This is a genomic window from Pseudogemmobacter sp. W21_MBD1_M6 (assembly GCF_052119585.1).
In the GTDB taxonomy this organism is placed as follows: domain Bacteria; phylum Pseudomonadota; class Alphaproteobacteria; order Rhodobacterales; family Rhodobacteraceae; genus JBGQOJ01.
In genome coordinates this window covers 35,283-48,100 of the sequence record NZ_JBGQOJ010000004.1, presented here as the reverse complement: position 1 = coordinate 48,100, position 12,818 = coordinate 35,283, and the positions used below count along the sequence as shown (strand labels likewise).

Below are 12,818 nucleotides of genomic sequence, written 5' to 3'. Positions count from 1 at the left end.
AGAGAGTATTTGTGCCGAGAAGAATGGCAAGGGGCGGTCAGTAATTCGAGAAGCTGTAGGCGGTGACGTGGTTGTAGGCCGCGTCCGGCTGCAACCGGATGTCGGGGAAGGCCGGATGGGCTGCGGCGTCGGGCCAGTCCTGCGTTTCCAGCGCGATACCCGCGTAGGGGCCGTAAGGTGCGCCTTGATGACCGATGGTCTGTCCGGTGTCGATGGTTCGCCCGTCATAGACCTGAAGGCCGGGGGCGGTTGTTGCGATGTCCATCGAAATGCCGCCCGCGCCGGTGAGTTGCACGACCGGCGTCAGGGCGCGGCGGCTCCGTGCGAGACAAAGATTATGGTCGATCGGTTCGGACCCGTCGGCACGCCAAAGGCGCGGCTGCCGGAAGTCGAAGGGGGTGTGATCCACGGGGGCGATTTCACCTGTGGGCAGGCACCGGGCGTCGACGGGAAGATAGTGATCCGCCGCCACGCGCAGCCTGTGGCCCACCGTGGTCGCGGTGCCGTCGAGGTTCCAGTAACTGTGGTTGGCCAGATTGATCAGCGTTTGGGCATCGGTCACGGCGGAGAGCGTGAGGGTCATGGTAGCCTTGCCCGTCAGCACGAAGCGGGCCGTCAGATGGCGATTGCCGGGGAAACCATCGGTGCCGTGGGGCAGATCAAGGGTGAAGCACGCGCTGGAGGCGTCGTGGTTTGCCACGCGCCACGTCGCGCCGCTGGTACCGGTTGGCCCGCCGTGAAGGGTGTTCGCGCCCTCGTTCGCGGGGAAATGGCAGGTCACGCCGCCGATCTGCGCGCGCGCGCCGCTGATCCGGTTGGCAACAGGGCCGACAACCGCACCGAACCAGCGCATCGGGCCGGAGTAGGCGGCATCATCGGCCCCGCCCAGCGTCAGGCTATGGGGGACGCCCGCAAGGCGCACATCCGCCAGGGTTGCGCCGCGCGGCAGGATGCTGACCGAGAGGTCGCCGTGGGACAGGTGGATGCGGTCGGTCATGGATGTGCCAGCCTGGCTCACAGGATCACCTGATGTTCGGCCTGCCCTTGTGCGACGCCGTGCAGGGCAAAGACCTTGCCGCTGTCGGGAAGGGCGTCGAGCTGCGCCTGTGTCAGGCCCTGCGTCGCGGATGTGACATAGAGCGTGGTCAGATCGGAGCCGCCGAACGCGGGGCAGCTGACCTGCCGCGCGGGAACGTCGTGCACCTCGAGAAACTCTCCGTCGGGGCCATAGCTGGCGATGCGTCCGCCGCCCCACTGGGCGTTCCACATATTGCCCTCGGCGTCGATGACCGCGCCGTCGACGCCCCATTTCTTGTAGGAGAAGTCGCGCCAGACCTCGGGGTCGCCCGTGGGCCAGCCGTTTTCGGCGTCCAGATCCTGTCGCATGATCAGGCCGGTTCCGGTGTCGGTGAAATAGCCGCAGTCGCGATCGGGGCCAAAGCAGATGGCATTGGGGATGGTGATGTCGTGGAACAGGCGGCGCAGTTCGCCCCGATAATAGCGGTAGATCGCGCCGGCACCTTCTTCGGCATTCTTGCCCATGGTGCCGATCCAGAACCCGCCCCAGGGGTCGGCCCGCCCGTCGTTGGACCGGGTGGTGGGGGTGTCGGCCTCTAGCGGGGTTATGATCTGTTGCGTGCCGGTTTCGATGTCGAACCGGATCAGCGCCGTTTCCGAGGCGATCAGCAATGTGGTGTGGTCGATCCAGCCAGCCGCGCTGACATGTTCGTCGAACTGCCAGTGGCGGGGGCCGTCGGGCGTGCGGGTCATCAGGCGTTTTTCGACGATGTCGAACCAGAACAGCTGGCCGCGTTCGGGGTGCCATAACGGGCCTTCGCCAAGGGTGCAGATGCGGTCGTCAAAAATGTGGAACATGCTCATATCGTGTCAAATCCTGAAACAATGTCGCGCGCGCGCGCGGCGACGTCAGCGGCGGTAAAGCCCGGTTTGAACAGGCCGGTTCCGATGCCGAACCCATTGGCACCGGCGGCTGTCCATGCGGCGAAATTGTCGGGGCCAACGCCGCCGACCATATAGACCTGTGTGGCGGGGGGCAGGACGGCGCGGATTGCCTTTAGCCCGTCGATGCCCAAGAGGAACGAGGGAAACACCTTTAGCCCGTCCGCGCCCGCCTTTAGCGCGGCAAAGCATTCGGTGGGGGTCAGGACGCCCGGAAAGCTGAGAAGGCCTGCGTCCTTGGTGGCGCGGATCACGTCGGGGTCGGCATTCGGCGAGACGATCAGGCGCCCGCCGGACGCGGCGACGCGGGCGACATCGGCGGGGGTCAGAACGGTGCCCGCACCGATCAGCGCGTGGGGGCCGTGGGCGTTGACCATCGCGGCGATGCTGTCGAACGGGTCGGGGGAATTCAGCGGCACCTCGATCCGGGTGATGCCAGCCTCGATCAGGGCGGCGGCAATGGCCGGGGCCTCGGACGGGGTGATGCCGCGCAGGATGGCGATCAGGGGGCGTGTCATTGGCTTGGATCCTTCGGGGTTGCGCGGGCGGCGGTCAGACCGGCAAGGGTCATGGCGTTCCCTGCGGCCAGAATGGCGGGGGCGCCTTGTTGGCCTAGTGCATCGACATAGGCGCGGGCAAGGGCCGCCGAGCCGATCACTGCAATCTGTTGACCCAGCCAATAGGGGCGGGCGGCGGCAAGTTCGGCGCCGATCAGAAGGCCCGACAGGCGCGCGCGGGCGGTGGCCGGTTCCAGCCCGTTCAGCAGGCCGTCGGCGCGAATGGAAAACAGCCGCGCGGCAAGGGTCTGGGGGGTGGCGATTGCATCGGCCACGGCGTCTGCAAATGCGGCGTCGTCCGAGTTTTCGGAGAGCACAGAGTGGCGCAGGACGGAGTGGTCGGCGAGGAGGGCGAACAGCTCTCCGGTCATGAAGGTCTGAAAGCTGACGACCTCGCCTGCGCTGACGTGGACCCATTTGGTGTGGGTGCCGGGCAGGCAGAGGATGCCGTCGAAATCCGCGTTCAGGGACAGGAACCCCGCGACCTGTGTTTCCTCGCCCCGCATCACGTCGGGGGGGGTGGTCTGGCAGAGGCCCGGAATGACAAACACCCGAAGGCGCGGGTCGCGGGTCGGGGCCTGGATCAGGCCCGCGTCGAAGGGCGTGCAGGGCACGGTGCGGTAGGGGGCCTCGACCCACCCCTGACGCGCGCCGACCATGCCGCAGGCGATGACCGTGGTCATATGGTCGCCAAGCCAGGGCGCGATCAGGTCCAGCAGGGCGGCCTCGAACTGGTCGGGCGACAGCCTGCCCATGCCCTTGTCCGATTTGGCGCTGGCCAGTTCCGTGCCGCTTGCCGTCAGGTGCCATGCCCGCAGATGCGTTGTGCCCCAGTCTACCGCGACCCAGTTTGGGTTTTGTGTGTCCGTCATTATCCTGTCACCACCACGCCGCCATCAATGACAAGCGCCTGACCTGTCATCATCCTGCTGGTGTTTGATGCCAGAAACAGCACGCCGTCAACGATGTCCTGTGGTTCCAGCGGGTCTTTCAGGCATTGACGGTCGATATGCGCGGCAAGGCCTTCGGGGGTGACCCACATGTCCTTTTGCTTTTGCGTGAGAACCCAGCCGGGGGCCAGGGCGTTGACGCGGATCCTGTCGGGGCCGAATTCCCGCGCAAGGCTGCGGGTCAGGCCGTTGATCCCCGAATTGGCGGCGGTATAGACGGGGTAGCCGGCATTGCCCATCATGTAACTGATTGACGAGATGTTGATGATCGACCCGCCGCCCGCCTTGCGCATCCCGTCGATCACCGCCTGACACCCGAAGAAATAGGATTTCAGGTTGATCGCCAGCATACGGTCCCAGAAGTCCTCTGTCACTTCTTCGGTGCTGTGGCGTTTGTCGTTGGCGGCATTGTTCACCATGACGGTGATCGGCCCGTGGGCGGCGGCGGCCTGTGCGATGCAGGCCTGCAACCGCGGGGTGTCGGTCACGTCACAGGGCAGGAACAACGGGCGCTTGCCGTGCTGTGCCTGCATCGCGTCGCAGAAGGCCGTCGCGTCAGTGCGCTGGACAAAGGCGACATTCGCCCCCTGGGCCAAAAAGCCCCTGGTCAGGAAGGCGCCGATACCCGAGCCGCCGCCGGTGATAAACACCGACGCGCCATTCAGATCGTGGAATGTGGCTGTTTCGGGTTCGGGGGTCATGTGCGGTGATCCTTTTCCACAGGGTTGGATAATGAGTATTTAGAGAACAAAGTGGAGAAAGCCCATCTTTCTTGACCCCCGGGATCGCGGGGGTCAGCCCTTGCCGCTGGTGCAGTCGGCAATGGTATTGGCAAGGTTGCGGATCAGGTCGGTGTAAAGGTCCGGTCCGAAGGGAAGCGTGCTGCCCGAAGGGTCCAGCGGTGCGGTGCGGATGTCGGTCCCTTCGATCACAGTCTCGGCCAGTGCCGGATCATGCTGCGCCTCTGTGAAAACGCAGGCGACCTTTTGGGTGCGCATGGTGTCGCGCAGCGCGACAAGTCCGGCGGCACCGGGGGCGGTTGCATCACCAAGGCGGATGCTGCCGACAATGTTCAGGTCGAAACGGTCGGAGAAATAGCCGTAGGCATCATGAAAGACGATGATGGGCGGTTGATGGGCGGTTTTCAGGGTCACCATGACCTCGTTGATCAGCGCGTCGATGCGCATCGTGGCGGCGGCGGCATTGTCGCGATAGGCGGCGGCGTTGTCGGGGTCTTTTGCGGCCAGTTGATCGGCGATCAGCGACACCCAGACCCTGGCATTTTCGGGATCGAGCCAGGCGTGGGGGTCGATGCCTTCGTGGTCATGGTCATGGTCTTCACCGGCGGTCGGGGCCGCGTCGGTGGGGGGGGCGTCGAAGGCCCGTTCTGTAACGCCATTGGCGTGCAACAGCGACACGACGGTTCCCTGTGTCCCGATACCGGCAAGCGCGCGGTCCAGCCAGGGGGTCAGTTCGGGGCCGACCCAGAACACCAGGTCCGCATCGGCCAAAGCGCGGGCCTGAGAGGGCTTCATCTGGAAATTATGCGCATCCGCGCCCTGATCCAGCAAAATTTCAACCTGACCGGCGTCCCCCATGACCTGCTGCGCAAGGGAGTGGACTGCGGGAATATCGGTCACAACGCGTGGCGCATCCGCAAGGGCGGCAGTGCTGAAAAAGAGGGCCGAAAGAATTGTAAGTTGGCGCATGGGTCTGGTCCTTGTTTTGGTTCAAGATATAGTATATTATAACATGTGATATTATAACAAGAGTAAAAATGCATGACCGATCCTTCCGGCGCTTTGGCGTTTCACGATCATGACCACGGGCATTGCTCTGGCGATGTTCTTGCCCGCGCCGATGCGCTGTCGAAAACGCAGGGTATACGGCTGACGCCGGTGCGACGGCGCGCGCTGGAAATCCTGCTGGAGGGCCATAAGGCGATGGGGGCCTATGATGTCTTGCAGCGTTTGGCCGAGGACGGGTTCGGGAACCAGCCGCCTGTCGCCTATCGTGCGTTGGAATTTCTGGTCGAGAACGGGTTTGCCCATCGCATCCGTCGCCTGAACGCCTTTGCCGCCTGTATGCATCCCGGAGAAGCGCATTCCCCGGCGTTCTTTATCTGCGGCGGGTGCAATGCCGTCGCCGAGGCCCCCGCAGATGCTGTGCGCTACGCGATGGAGGTTGCCGCAGATGCCGTCGGTTTCAATATAGAGCGGGTGAACATCGAGGCGCTGGGCACCTGCCCCGCCTGTCGGGAGCGCAGCGCATGAGCCTGATTTCAACGCAGGATATGAGCGTCAGCTATGGCGGGACGCCGGTTCTGTCGCATGTGGATTTCGCGATTTCCGCAGGCGAGATCGTGACCGTGGTCGGCCCCAACGGCTCTGGCAAGTCGACCTTTCTAAGGGCGCTTCTGGGGGTGCAAAAGCCAAGCGGCGGGCGGATTTTACGCAAGGCCGGGTTGCGGGTGGGCTATGTGCCCCAGCGTTTGACGATCGACGCGACCCTGCCGATGCCCGTGCGGCGGTTTCTGTCATTGCCGGTGCGGCAAACCGATCGGGTTGTGGCAAAGGTGTTGGGCCGTGTCGGTGTCGACGGCATGGAAGACCGCCAGATGACGGCGCTGTCCGGCGGGCAGTTCCAGCGTGTTCTGCTGGCGCGCGCCCTGTTGGCGAACCCCGAAATTCTGGTGCTGGACGAACCGACGCAGGCGCTGGATCAACCCGGTGTGGCGTCGTTCTATCGTTTGATCGAAGAGGTGCGGCGCGACACCGGCTGCGCGGTTCTGATGGTCAGCCATGATCTGCATGTGGTGATGAGCGCGTCCGACCGCGTGATCTGTCTGAACGGCCATATCTGTTGCGAAGGCGCGCCGACGGTGGTGTCGGCGGCGCCCGAATACCGGGCCTTGTTTGGGTTGGGAACGGGCGGGGCACTGGCGTTGTATCAGCATGCCCATGACCACGATCACGACCACACGCACGACCATGCCCACCCCGGCCACGAGCCGCACGCCGCAGGGCACCATGATCACCACGACCACGAGGAAGCGCATTGATGCTGGACGATTTTCTGATCCGTGCCGGACTTGCCGGGCTTGGTGTTGCACTGGCGGCGGGGCCTTTGGGCTGCTTTGTAGTCTGGCGGCGGATGGCCTATTTCGGCGACGCGACGGCGCATGCGTCGATCCTTGGGGTGGCATTGGCGCTGGGGTTCGGGGTGTCGATCATCTGGGGGACGCTGGCGGTGGCGTTGTTGATGGCGTTGGTTGTGTCCACGCTGGCGGGGCGCGGCCATGCGATGGACACAACGCTGGGGGTGCTGGCACATTCGGCATTGGCGCTAGGGCTGGTTGCGGTGTCGTTCCTGCACGGGGTGCGGGTGGATCTGTCTGCGTTTTTGTTCGGCGACATCCTTGCCGTGTCCAAGGGGGATCTGGCGGTGATCTGGGGCGGGGCGATTTCGGTCGCCGCGCTTTTGGTCTGGCGCTGGTCCGCGCTGTTGACCTCAACGCTGAACGAGGATCTGGCCCATGCGTCGGGCATAGACCCCAAGAGGGAACGGCTGGTTCTGACCGTCGCGCTGGCGGTTGTGGTGGCCGTGGCGATCAAGGTTGTCGGCGCCTTGCTGATTGCCGCGATGTTGATCATTCCCGCTGCCACCGCGCGCGGGTTTTCCCGCACGCCAGAGGCGATGGCGGGTCTTGCCGTCGCGATAGGGGCCGTGGCCGTGGCCGGGGGGCTGTGGGTCTCGCTGGCGTTCGATACGCCTGCCGGCCCCGGCATCGTGTCGGTGGCGGCGCTTGCCTTTTCGGCGGCGACGGTGCTGCGCGTGCTGCGGCCCCAAAGGCGCTAGTTAGCGTTTGCCGTAATACAGCCCGACCGTATGTTCGGCCTCTGCGAAGAACAACCAGCGCAGGGTCACGGCCCCGGCGATGTGGCTGATCAGGGCGGGCACGGCCAGAATATGGCTGGCCGGAAACCCCAGCAGAAGGGCCGCAGGCAGGGCAAAGCCCAGTGTGGCACCGATGATGCGCAGTTTCCGCGCGTGCTTGCGGCCGATCTGGTGGATCATTTCGCGCATCAGGTAATTGGTGCCGGTATGGGGGGGCTCGAACGCGCGAACGCGGCCCATGTGGCCCAGTCCGGTTGCGGATTCGATGGTCGGCCCGCGCGATTTGAAGGCAGTGTCACCGATCACCCAAGCGGCGATTTGCACCCCGCCCGCAACCAGCAGCAAAGCGCCCGCAACGGTTGTTTTGCTGGACAACGCCGCGCCGCCTGCCAGCGACATCGCCAGAAACAACGCAGGCGTGGTCCAGTGGTTCCAGCGCGGCACGGTTTTCAGCTGGGCGTAGATCATGGACGTTGCAAAGACGGTGGTCAGCGACAGCGCCGCGCCAAGATAGCCAAGCGGGGCAAGGGCTGTGTCGAAGAACACCGTGCCCGCGCCATAGATCGCCATGACCACAAGGGTTATGGCCGACAGCCATGCCTCGCGGCTGAGCCAGCTTGTGCGCCACTGCGAAAAGGCCAGACGCACGCGTTCGGGGTGGCCAAGGTGGAACGCCGACGCGGCAAGCCCGCCGAGCGCCAGCAGATAGGCAATGGTGAAAAACGCAAAGGCCACGCCCCCGGTGACAGGGGGAAACCCCAGCCCGAGAAACGCCAGAAGGCCGAAGCCAAGGCCCGAAAGGACGGTGAACAGGATAATCGACGGTGCGGGATGCATCAGAGGCGGTCCAGTGTTTTGTCCAGCCAGCCAAGAAAGCCCTTTGGCGTCGCGGCGACGGGGTCCAGCAGGGGGGCCAGGATGTCGATCTCGCCGCTCCACGCGTCTTTCGGGCGGGGGGGCAGGTATTTGTTGACGGGCTTTGTGCCGAGGTCCGGCATCAGGTCAAAGCCGCCGCGCGATGCGACGAGTTTTGACACATCGCTGTCCTCGTCGCCCAGATCGCCGAAGTGCCGCGCGCCTGCGGGACAGGTGCGCACGCAGGCGGGCACGCGGTCCACCTCTGGCAGGTTTTCGTTATAGATGCGGTCGACGCACAGTGTGCATTTCTTCATCACGCCCGCCGCCGCGTCCATTTCGCGCGCGCCATAGGGGCAGGCCCAGGCGCAAAGCCCGCAGCCGATGCAGGCGTCCTCGTTCACCAGAACGATGCCGTCCTCGACGCGTTTATAACTGGCCCCGGTGGGGCAGACGGTGACGCAGGGCGCGTCTTCGCAATGCAGGCAGGATTTGGGAAAATGGACAAGCTGAGCCGCGCCCGTGTCCGGCGTCACCTCATAGCTGTGGACGCGGTTCAGAAACGTGCCGGACGGATCGGCGCCATAAGGCTCCTGATCGGATAGGGGCGCGCCGTGGTTTTCGGTGTTCCACCCCTTGCAGCTGATCACGCAGGCATGACACCCGACGCAAGTATCAAGGTCGATCACAAGGCCAAGCTTTTTGGTGGTGTGGTCCGGTAGCAGGGTCATTTGCCAACCTTCCATTCCAGACTGTCGGGGCCTTTGCCGACGGGGGACTTCAGTTCGGGCAGCACCGGATGCGATTCCGCCGGTGCGGGAACTTTCCTGATCTTGACGCGCAGGTCGAACCACGCGGCTTGTCCCGTCACGGGGTCAGAGTTGGCCCAGCGTAACCCGTCGCCCTTGGGCGGCAGCAATTCGTGGATCAGATGGTTCAGCAGAAAGCCCTTTGTGGCCTCGGGCGCGTCCTTGTCCAGCGCCCAGGCGCCCTTGCGTTTGCCGATGGCGTTCCAGGTCCAGACCGTATTCGCGTTCAGCGCGTCCATCAGGGCGACGGGCACGGTAATGCTGCCATGCGTCGATGTGACCTCGGCCCAGTCACCGTCCGTAAACCCGTTTTCCGCCCATAACCCGGTGGGGATATAAAGCGGGTTATGTCCGTGGATCTGGCGCAGCCACGCGTTCTGTCCGCCCCACGAATGATACATCGCCATGGGGCGCTGGGTCAGCGCGTGGATGGGATATTCAACCGGATCGACGTGGCCGTCCTCGAATGGCGGATACCAGATCGGCAGGGGGTCAAGGGTGGCTTTTATCCGTTCGCGCAGATGGTCGGGAGGCTGGCGCAATCCGTGGCCTTCTGCGGCCAGCTGGAACTTGCGCATCGGTTCGACATAAAGCTGAAAGATGTAGGGTCGGGGCGCGTCATAAAAGCCTTTTTCGACGGCCCAGGTCTGATAGGCCATGTTCCACGGTTTGTAGAACGCCGCCTCGGTCGGGACATGTTCCACCCAGAAACCGCCGTTGGCGATATAGCTGTCCAGTTGCGCCTCGTTCGGTTCGCCGCGCCCGCCCTGCGGGCCTTTTTCGCCGACGCGCCAACCGGCCAGTGGCCCGATGCCGGGGCGGCGTTGGTGGTTCACGATGTAGTCGGCGTAGTCTTTGTATCTGGCGCTGCCGTCCTCGTTCACGAAGCCCGGTAATTTCAGCCGCGCCCCCAGATCGACCAGCACCGACTGAAAGCCGCGCACGTCGCGGTCCGGTTCGACCACCGGCCAGCGAATGGCGTCGGCAACGGCGTCGGCCTCGGATATCGGGCGGTCCAGCAGGCTGATGCAGTCATGGCGTTCCAGATAGGTGGTGTCGGGCAGGATCAGGTCGGCGTAGGCCACCATTTCCGAGCTATAGGCATCGGAGTAGATGATGCGCGGGATCACATAATCACCGTTCTTGTCGGTGTCGGTCAGCATTTTGGCAACACCGCCGGTGTTCATCGACGAATTCCACGACATGTTCGCCATATACAGAAACAAGGTGTCGATCTTGTAGGGATCGCCCGCGTGGGCATTCGAGATCACCATATGCATCAACCCGTGCGCCGACATCGGGTTTTCCCAGGTGAAGGCCTTGTCGATGCGGGCCGGTGTGCCGTCGTCCTTCAGCGCAAGATCGTCGGGGCCATCGACAAAGCCCAGGTGCGGACCGTCAAGCGGGCCACCGGGGGTGACCTTGCAATGCGGCTTGGGGTGGGCGGACGGCGGTTTTGGATAGGGCGGTTTAAAGCGGAAGCCGCCCGGAACCTCGACCGTGCCAAGCAGGATTTGCAGGACATGCAGGGCGCGTGCGGTCTGAAAGCCGTTGGAATGGGCGCTGATCCCTCGCATGGCGTGAAAGCTGACCGGGCGACCTGTCATCTTTTCGTGCCGTTCGCCGCGGAAATCGGTCCAGGGCTGGTCGATCTCTATCGCTTCGTCAAAGGCGACGCGGGCGATTTCGGCGGCAAGCCGTTTGATGCGGATAGCGCTGATACCGCACCGGTCCGCCACGGCCTCGGGGGCATATCGCGGGTCGAGATAGCGGTCGGCCATCAGGTGAAACACGGGGCGGTGCGTGACGCCTGCCTTGCGATAGGTCGCGGCAAGGTCGGGTTTGATGCCCTGCCGATCGAACGGTGCCGGTTTGCCCGTGTTGCGGTCAATGACCAGCGGCTTGCCGTGGTCGTCTTTCAGAAACAGCCCGTGGTCGGGGGATTTGGCGTCGCCGTTGACCAGCACCGGCGCATTGGTCAGCCGCGCAAGATAGTCAAGGTCGACCTTACCCGCCTTCATCAGCTCGTGGATCAGGGCCAGGATCAGCAGCCCGTCGGTGCCGGGGGTGATGCCGACCCATTCGTCGGCAATGGCATTATAGCCCGACCGGATCGGATTGACACCAATGACCTTTGCGCCGCGTGCCTTCAGCTTTGCCAGCCCCATCTTGATCGGGTTGCTGTCGTGATCCTCGGCCACGCCGAAGATCATGAACAGCTTGGTCCGGTCCCAGTCGGGCTGGCCGAATTCCCAGAATGCGCCGCCCATGGTGTAGATGCCCGCGGCGGCCATGTTGACCGAACAGAACCCACCGTGCGCGGCATAGTTCGGGGTGCCAAAGCCCTGCGCCCAGAAACTGGTGAAGGATTGCGACTGGTCGCGGCCGGTAAAGAACGCCAGCTTTTCGGGATTGTTGCGGCGGATCGGTTCCAGCCAGCCCTGCGCGATGTCCAGCGCCTCGTCCCAGCAGATTTCCTCGAACTCGCCCGACCCGCGCGGCCCGACCCGTTTCAGCGGTGCCCGCAGCCGTGAGGGGGCGTTGACCTGCATGATGCCGGCGCTGCCCTTGGCGCACAGGACGCCCTTGTTCACGGGGTGGTCGCGGTTGCCCTCGATATAGGCGACCTTCATCTTGCCATCGGGCTGTGCCTTCATATGGACGTTGATGCCGCAACGGCAGGCGCACATATAGCAGGTCGTCTTGCGGATCTCGTCCGAGACGCTTGGCGAGGTGTCGATTTGCGGCTGGTGATGCGTCATGCGACCCCTCGGGTTGAAGTGTATCTATTGTGTATCAATTTCGCGCGGGATTGCCAGTGTGCAGTTGCCGGATTTTCCGGTTTTCGGTCAGGGGTTCGACCGGCAGGGGTTGACGCGGCGGCGGATGGTTGACGTGATATACCCTGCACGGGAGAGGATCGCATGACCGTTCTGGACAGAGCATATGACGCGGCGCGTGCCGCACCCCGGCGCGTCGTTTTCCCCGAGGCGCAGGATGAGCGGATCATTGAAGCCGCCCGCCGATTGACGGCGCAGGGTCTGGCGACGCCGGTCAGGATACCGGATGTGGCCAGTGCGGCGCATGTCGCGGCGTTGATGTCGGTGCGGGGCATCAAGGAAAGTCTGGCGCGCAGGATGTTGGAAAAACCGCTGTTTCGCGCGGCGGCGATGGTCGCGGCAAACGAGGCGGACGCCATGGTCGCAGGGGCGGCCAACCCGACGCGCCGCGTGATCGAGGCGGCAGGGATCGTCATCGGCATGGCACAGGGCGTTGCCGCGCCTTCGTCGTTCTTTCTGATGGTGTTTCCGGACGGGCGCGAATTGGTCTTTGCCGATTGCGCGGTCAATGTGGCCCCCGACGCGGCAGAGCTGGCGGGCATTGCGCGGGCCTCGGCGCGGTCGGCGCAGGCATTGTTGGGCGCGGCGCGGGTTGCGATGCTGTCGTTCTCGACGTTGGACTCCGGTGCCGGACCAAGCGTTGATCTTGTGCGTGACGCGGTGGCCTTACTGGACGGGCTGGACGTGGTCGGGCCGGTGCAGGCGGATGCGGCATTGTCTGCGGGCATTGCGGTGAAGAAGGGCGTGCGCGGCGGCGATGCGAATGTGCTGATCTTTCCGACACTGGATGCGGGAAACATCGGATACAAGCTGTGCCAGCAACTGGCCGGCGCACAAGCGGTCGGGCCGATGCTGCAAGGCTTTCGCCGTCCGGTGTGCGATCTGTCGCGGGGGGCTGCGGTGGACGATATTGTGGCGGCTACGGTGCTGACATTGGCAATGGGGTAAGCG

General features: G+C 64.2%; 13 protein-coding genes. 4 read left to right on the top strand and 9 right to left on the bottom strand.

Going from position 1 to position 12,818, the window contains the following annotated elements:
• Positions 1 to 37: 37 nt before the first annotated feature.
• From ACEN2R_RS06785 to ACEN2R_RS06760, 6 genes are all read right to left on the bottom strand, one after another.
• A complete protein-coding gene (locus ACEN2R_RS06785; RefSeq protein ID WP_442040534.1) occupies positions 38 to 997 on the bottom strand; it encodes an aldose epimerase family protein in 960 nt (319 codons plus the stop codon).
• Positions 998 to 1,014: 17 nt separating this feature from the next.
• Positions 1,015 to 1,875 carry an SMP-30/gluconolactonase/LRE family protein gene (locus ACEN2R_RS06780; protein ID WP_442040847.1) on the bottom strand — a complete coding sequence of 287 codons (861 nt, stop codon included), beginning with the start codon at positions 1,873 to 1,875 and terminating at the stop codon, positions 1,015 to 1,017.
• Positions 1,876 to 1,877: 2 nt separating this feature from the next.
• Positions 1,878 to 2,477, bottom strand: a complete 600-nt coding sequence (locus ACEN2R_RS06775; protein WP_442040532.1) for a 2-dehydro-3-deoxy-6-phosphogalactonate aldolase — start codon at positions 2,475 to 2,477, stop codon at positions 1,878 to 1,880.
• Positions 2,474 to 3,388: a 2-dehydro-3-deoxygalactonokinase gene (locus tag ACEN2R_RS06770; protein WP_442040530.1), complete on the bottom strand. Its 915-nt coding sequence runs from the start codon at positions 3,386 to 3,388 to the stop codon at positions 2,474 to 2,476. Before ACEN2R_RS06770 ends, ACEN2R_RS06775 begins: the two co-directional genes overlap by 4 nt.
• Positions 3,388 to 4,167, bottom strand: a complete 780-nt coding sequence (locus tag ACEN2R_RS06765) for an SDR family NAD(P)-dependent oxidoreductase (RefSeq protein ID WP_442040528.1) — start codon at positions 4,165 to 4,167, stop codon at positions 3,388 to 3,390. Before ACEN2R_RS06765 ends, ACEN2R_RS06770 begins: the two co-directional genes overlap by 1 nt.
• A 93-nt stretch (positions 4,168 to 4,260) precedes the next feature.
• Entirely contained in the window at positions 4,261 to 5,175 is a 915-nt protein-coding gene (locus ACEN2R_RS06760; RefSeq protein WP_442040526.1) for a zinc ABC transporter substrate-binding protein, read from the bottom strand.
• Positions 5,176 to 5,247: 72 nt separating this feature from the next.
• On the opposite strand from ACEN2R_RS06760, the gene ACEN2R_RS06755 reads away from it, so the two are divergent.
• From ACEN2R_RS06755 to ACEN2R_RS06745, 3 genes are read left to right on the top strand one after another with little or no spacing between them, the layout of a single operon-like run.
• Positions 5,248 to 5,739 (top strand): transcriptional repressor, encoded by a 492-nt coding sequence (locus tag ACEN2R_RS06755; RefSeq protein WP_442040524.1) that lies wholly within the window; start codon positions 5,248 to 5,250, stop codon positions 5,737 to 5,739.
• On the top strand, positions 5,736 to 6,527 hold the full coding sequence (locus ACEN2R_RS06750; protein WP_442040522.1) for a metal ABC transporter ATP-binding protein: 792 nt from the start codon (positions 5,736 to 5,738) through the stop codon (positions 6,525 to 6,527). The genes ACEN2R_RS06755 and ACEN2R_RS06750 overlap by 4 nt, the downstream gene beginning before the upstream one ends.
• Positions 6,527 to 7,324: a metal ABC transporter permease gene (locus tag ACEN2R_RS06745; RefSeq protein ID WP_442040520.1), complete on the top strand. Its 798-nt coding sequence runs from the start codon at positions 6,527 to 6,529 to the stop codon at positions 7,322 to 7,324. The genes ACEN2R_RS06750 and ACEN2R_RS06745 overlap by 1 nt, the downstream gene beginning before the upstream one ends.
• On the opposite strand, the gene ACEN2R_RS06740 is transcribed toward ACEN2R_RS06745, so the two are convergent.
• From ACEN2R_RS06740 to ACEN2R_RS06730, 3 genes are read right to left on the bottom strand one after another with little or no spacing between them, the layout of a single operon-like run.
• Positions 7,325 to 8,200, bottom strand: a complete 876-nt coding sequence (locus ACEN2R_RS06740; RefSeq protein WP_442040518.1) for a dimethyl sulfoxide reductase anchor subunit family protein — start codon at positions 8,198 to 8,200, stop codon at positions 7,325 to 7,327.
• Positions 8,200 to 8,949 (bottom strand): 4Fe-4S dicluster domain-containing protein, encoded by a 750-nt coding sequence (locus tag ACEN2R_RS06735; RefSeq protein WP_442040516.1) that lies wholly within the window; start codon positions 8,947 to 8,949, stop codon positions 8,200 to 8,202. The genes ACEN2R_RS06740 and ACEN2R_RS06735 overlap by 1 nt, the downstream gene beginning before the upstream one ends.
• The gene (locus ACEN2R_RS06730) at positions 8,946 to 11,789 is read right to left on the bottom strand and encodes a molybdopterin oxidoreductase family protein (RefSeq protein ID WP_442040514.1); all 2,844 of its coding nucleotides are present in this window, start codon (positions 11,787 to 11,789) and stop codon (positions 8,946 to 8,948) included. The genes ACEN2R_RS06735 and ACEN2R_RS06730 overlap by 4 nt, the downstream gene beginning before the upstream one ends.
• A gap of 162 nt (positions 11,790 to 11,951) precedes the next feature.
• Between ACEN2R_RS06730 and ACEN2R_RS06725 the strand changes: the two genes are divergently transcribed.
• A complete protein-coding gene (locus tag ACEN2R_RS06725) occupies positions 11,952 to 12,815 on the top strand; it encodes a phosphate acyltransferase (RefSeq protein WP_442040512.1) in 864 nt (287 codons plus the stop codon).
• Positions 12,816 to 12,818 lie beyond the last annotated feature (3 nt).

Excerpts from the sequence above, each read along its gene's own strand:
- ACEN2R_RS06785 (WP_442040534.1), bottom strand. The coding sequence starts at position 997 with ATGACCGACCGCATCCACCTGTCCCACGGCGACCTCTCGGTCAGCATC.
- ACEN2R_RS06780 (WP_442040847.1), bottom strand. The coding sequence starts at position 1,875 with ATGTTCCACATTTTTGACGACCGCATCTGCACCCTTGGCGAAGGCCCG.
- ACEN2R_RS06775 (WP_442040532.1), bottom strand. The coding sequence starts at position 2,477 with ATGACACGCCCCCTGATCGCCATCCTGCGCGGCATCACCCCGTCCGAG.
- ACEN2R_RS06770 (WP_442040530.1), bottom strand. The coding sequence starts at position 3,388 with ATGACGGACACACAAAACCCAAACTGGGTCGCGGTAGACTGGGGCACA.
- ACEN2R_RS06765 (WP_442040528.1), bottom strand. The coding sequence starts at position 4,167 with ATGACCCCCGAACCCGAAACAGCCACATTCCACGATCTGAATGGCGCG.
- ACEN2R_RS06760 (WP_442040526.1), bottom strand. The coding sequence starts at position 5,175 with ATGCGCCAACTTACAATTCTTTCGGCCCTCTTTTTCAGCACTGCCGCC.
- ACEN2R_RS06755 (WP_442040524.1), top strand. The coding sequence starts at position 5,248 with ATGACCGATCCTTCCGGCGCTTTGGCGTTTCACGATCATGACCACGGG.
- ACEN2R_RS06750 (WP_442040522.1), top strand. The coding sequence starts at position 5,736 with ATGAGCCTGATTTCAACGCAGGATATGAGCGTCAGCTATGGCGGGACG.
- ACEN2R_RS06745 (WP_442040520.1), top strand. The coding sequence starts at position 6,527 with ATGCTGGACGATTTTCTGATCCGTGCCGGACTTGCCGGGCTTGGTGTT.
- ACEN2R_RS06740 (WP_442040518.1), bottom strand. The coding sequence starts at position 8,200 with ATGCATCCCGCACCGTCGATTATCCTGTTCACCGTCCTTTCGGGCCTT.
- ACEN2R_RS06735 (WP_442040516.1), bottom strand. The coding sequence starts at position 8,949 with ATGACCCTGCTACCGGACCACACCACCAAAAAGCTTGGCCTTGTGATC.
- ACEN2R_RS06730 (WP_442040514.1), bottom strand. The coding sequence starts at position 11,789 with ATGACGCATCACCAGCCGCAAATCGACACCTCGCCAAGCGTCTCGGAC.
- ACEN2R_RS06725 (WP_442040512.1), top strand. The coding sequence starts at position 11,952 with ATGACCGTTCTGGACAGAGCATATGACGCGGCGCGTGCCGCACCCCGG.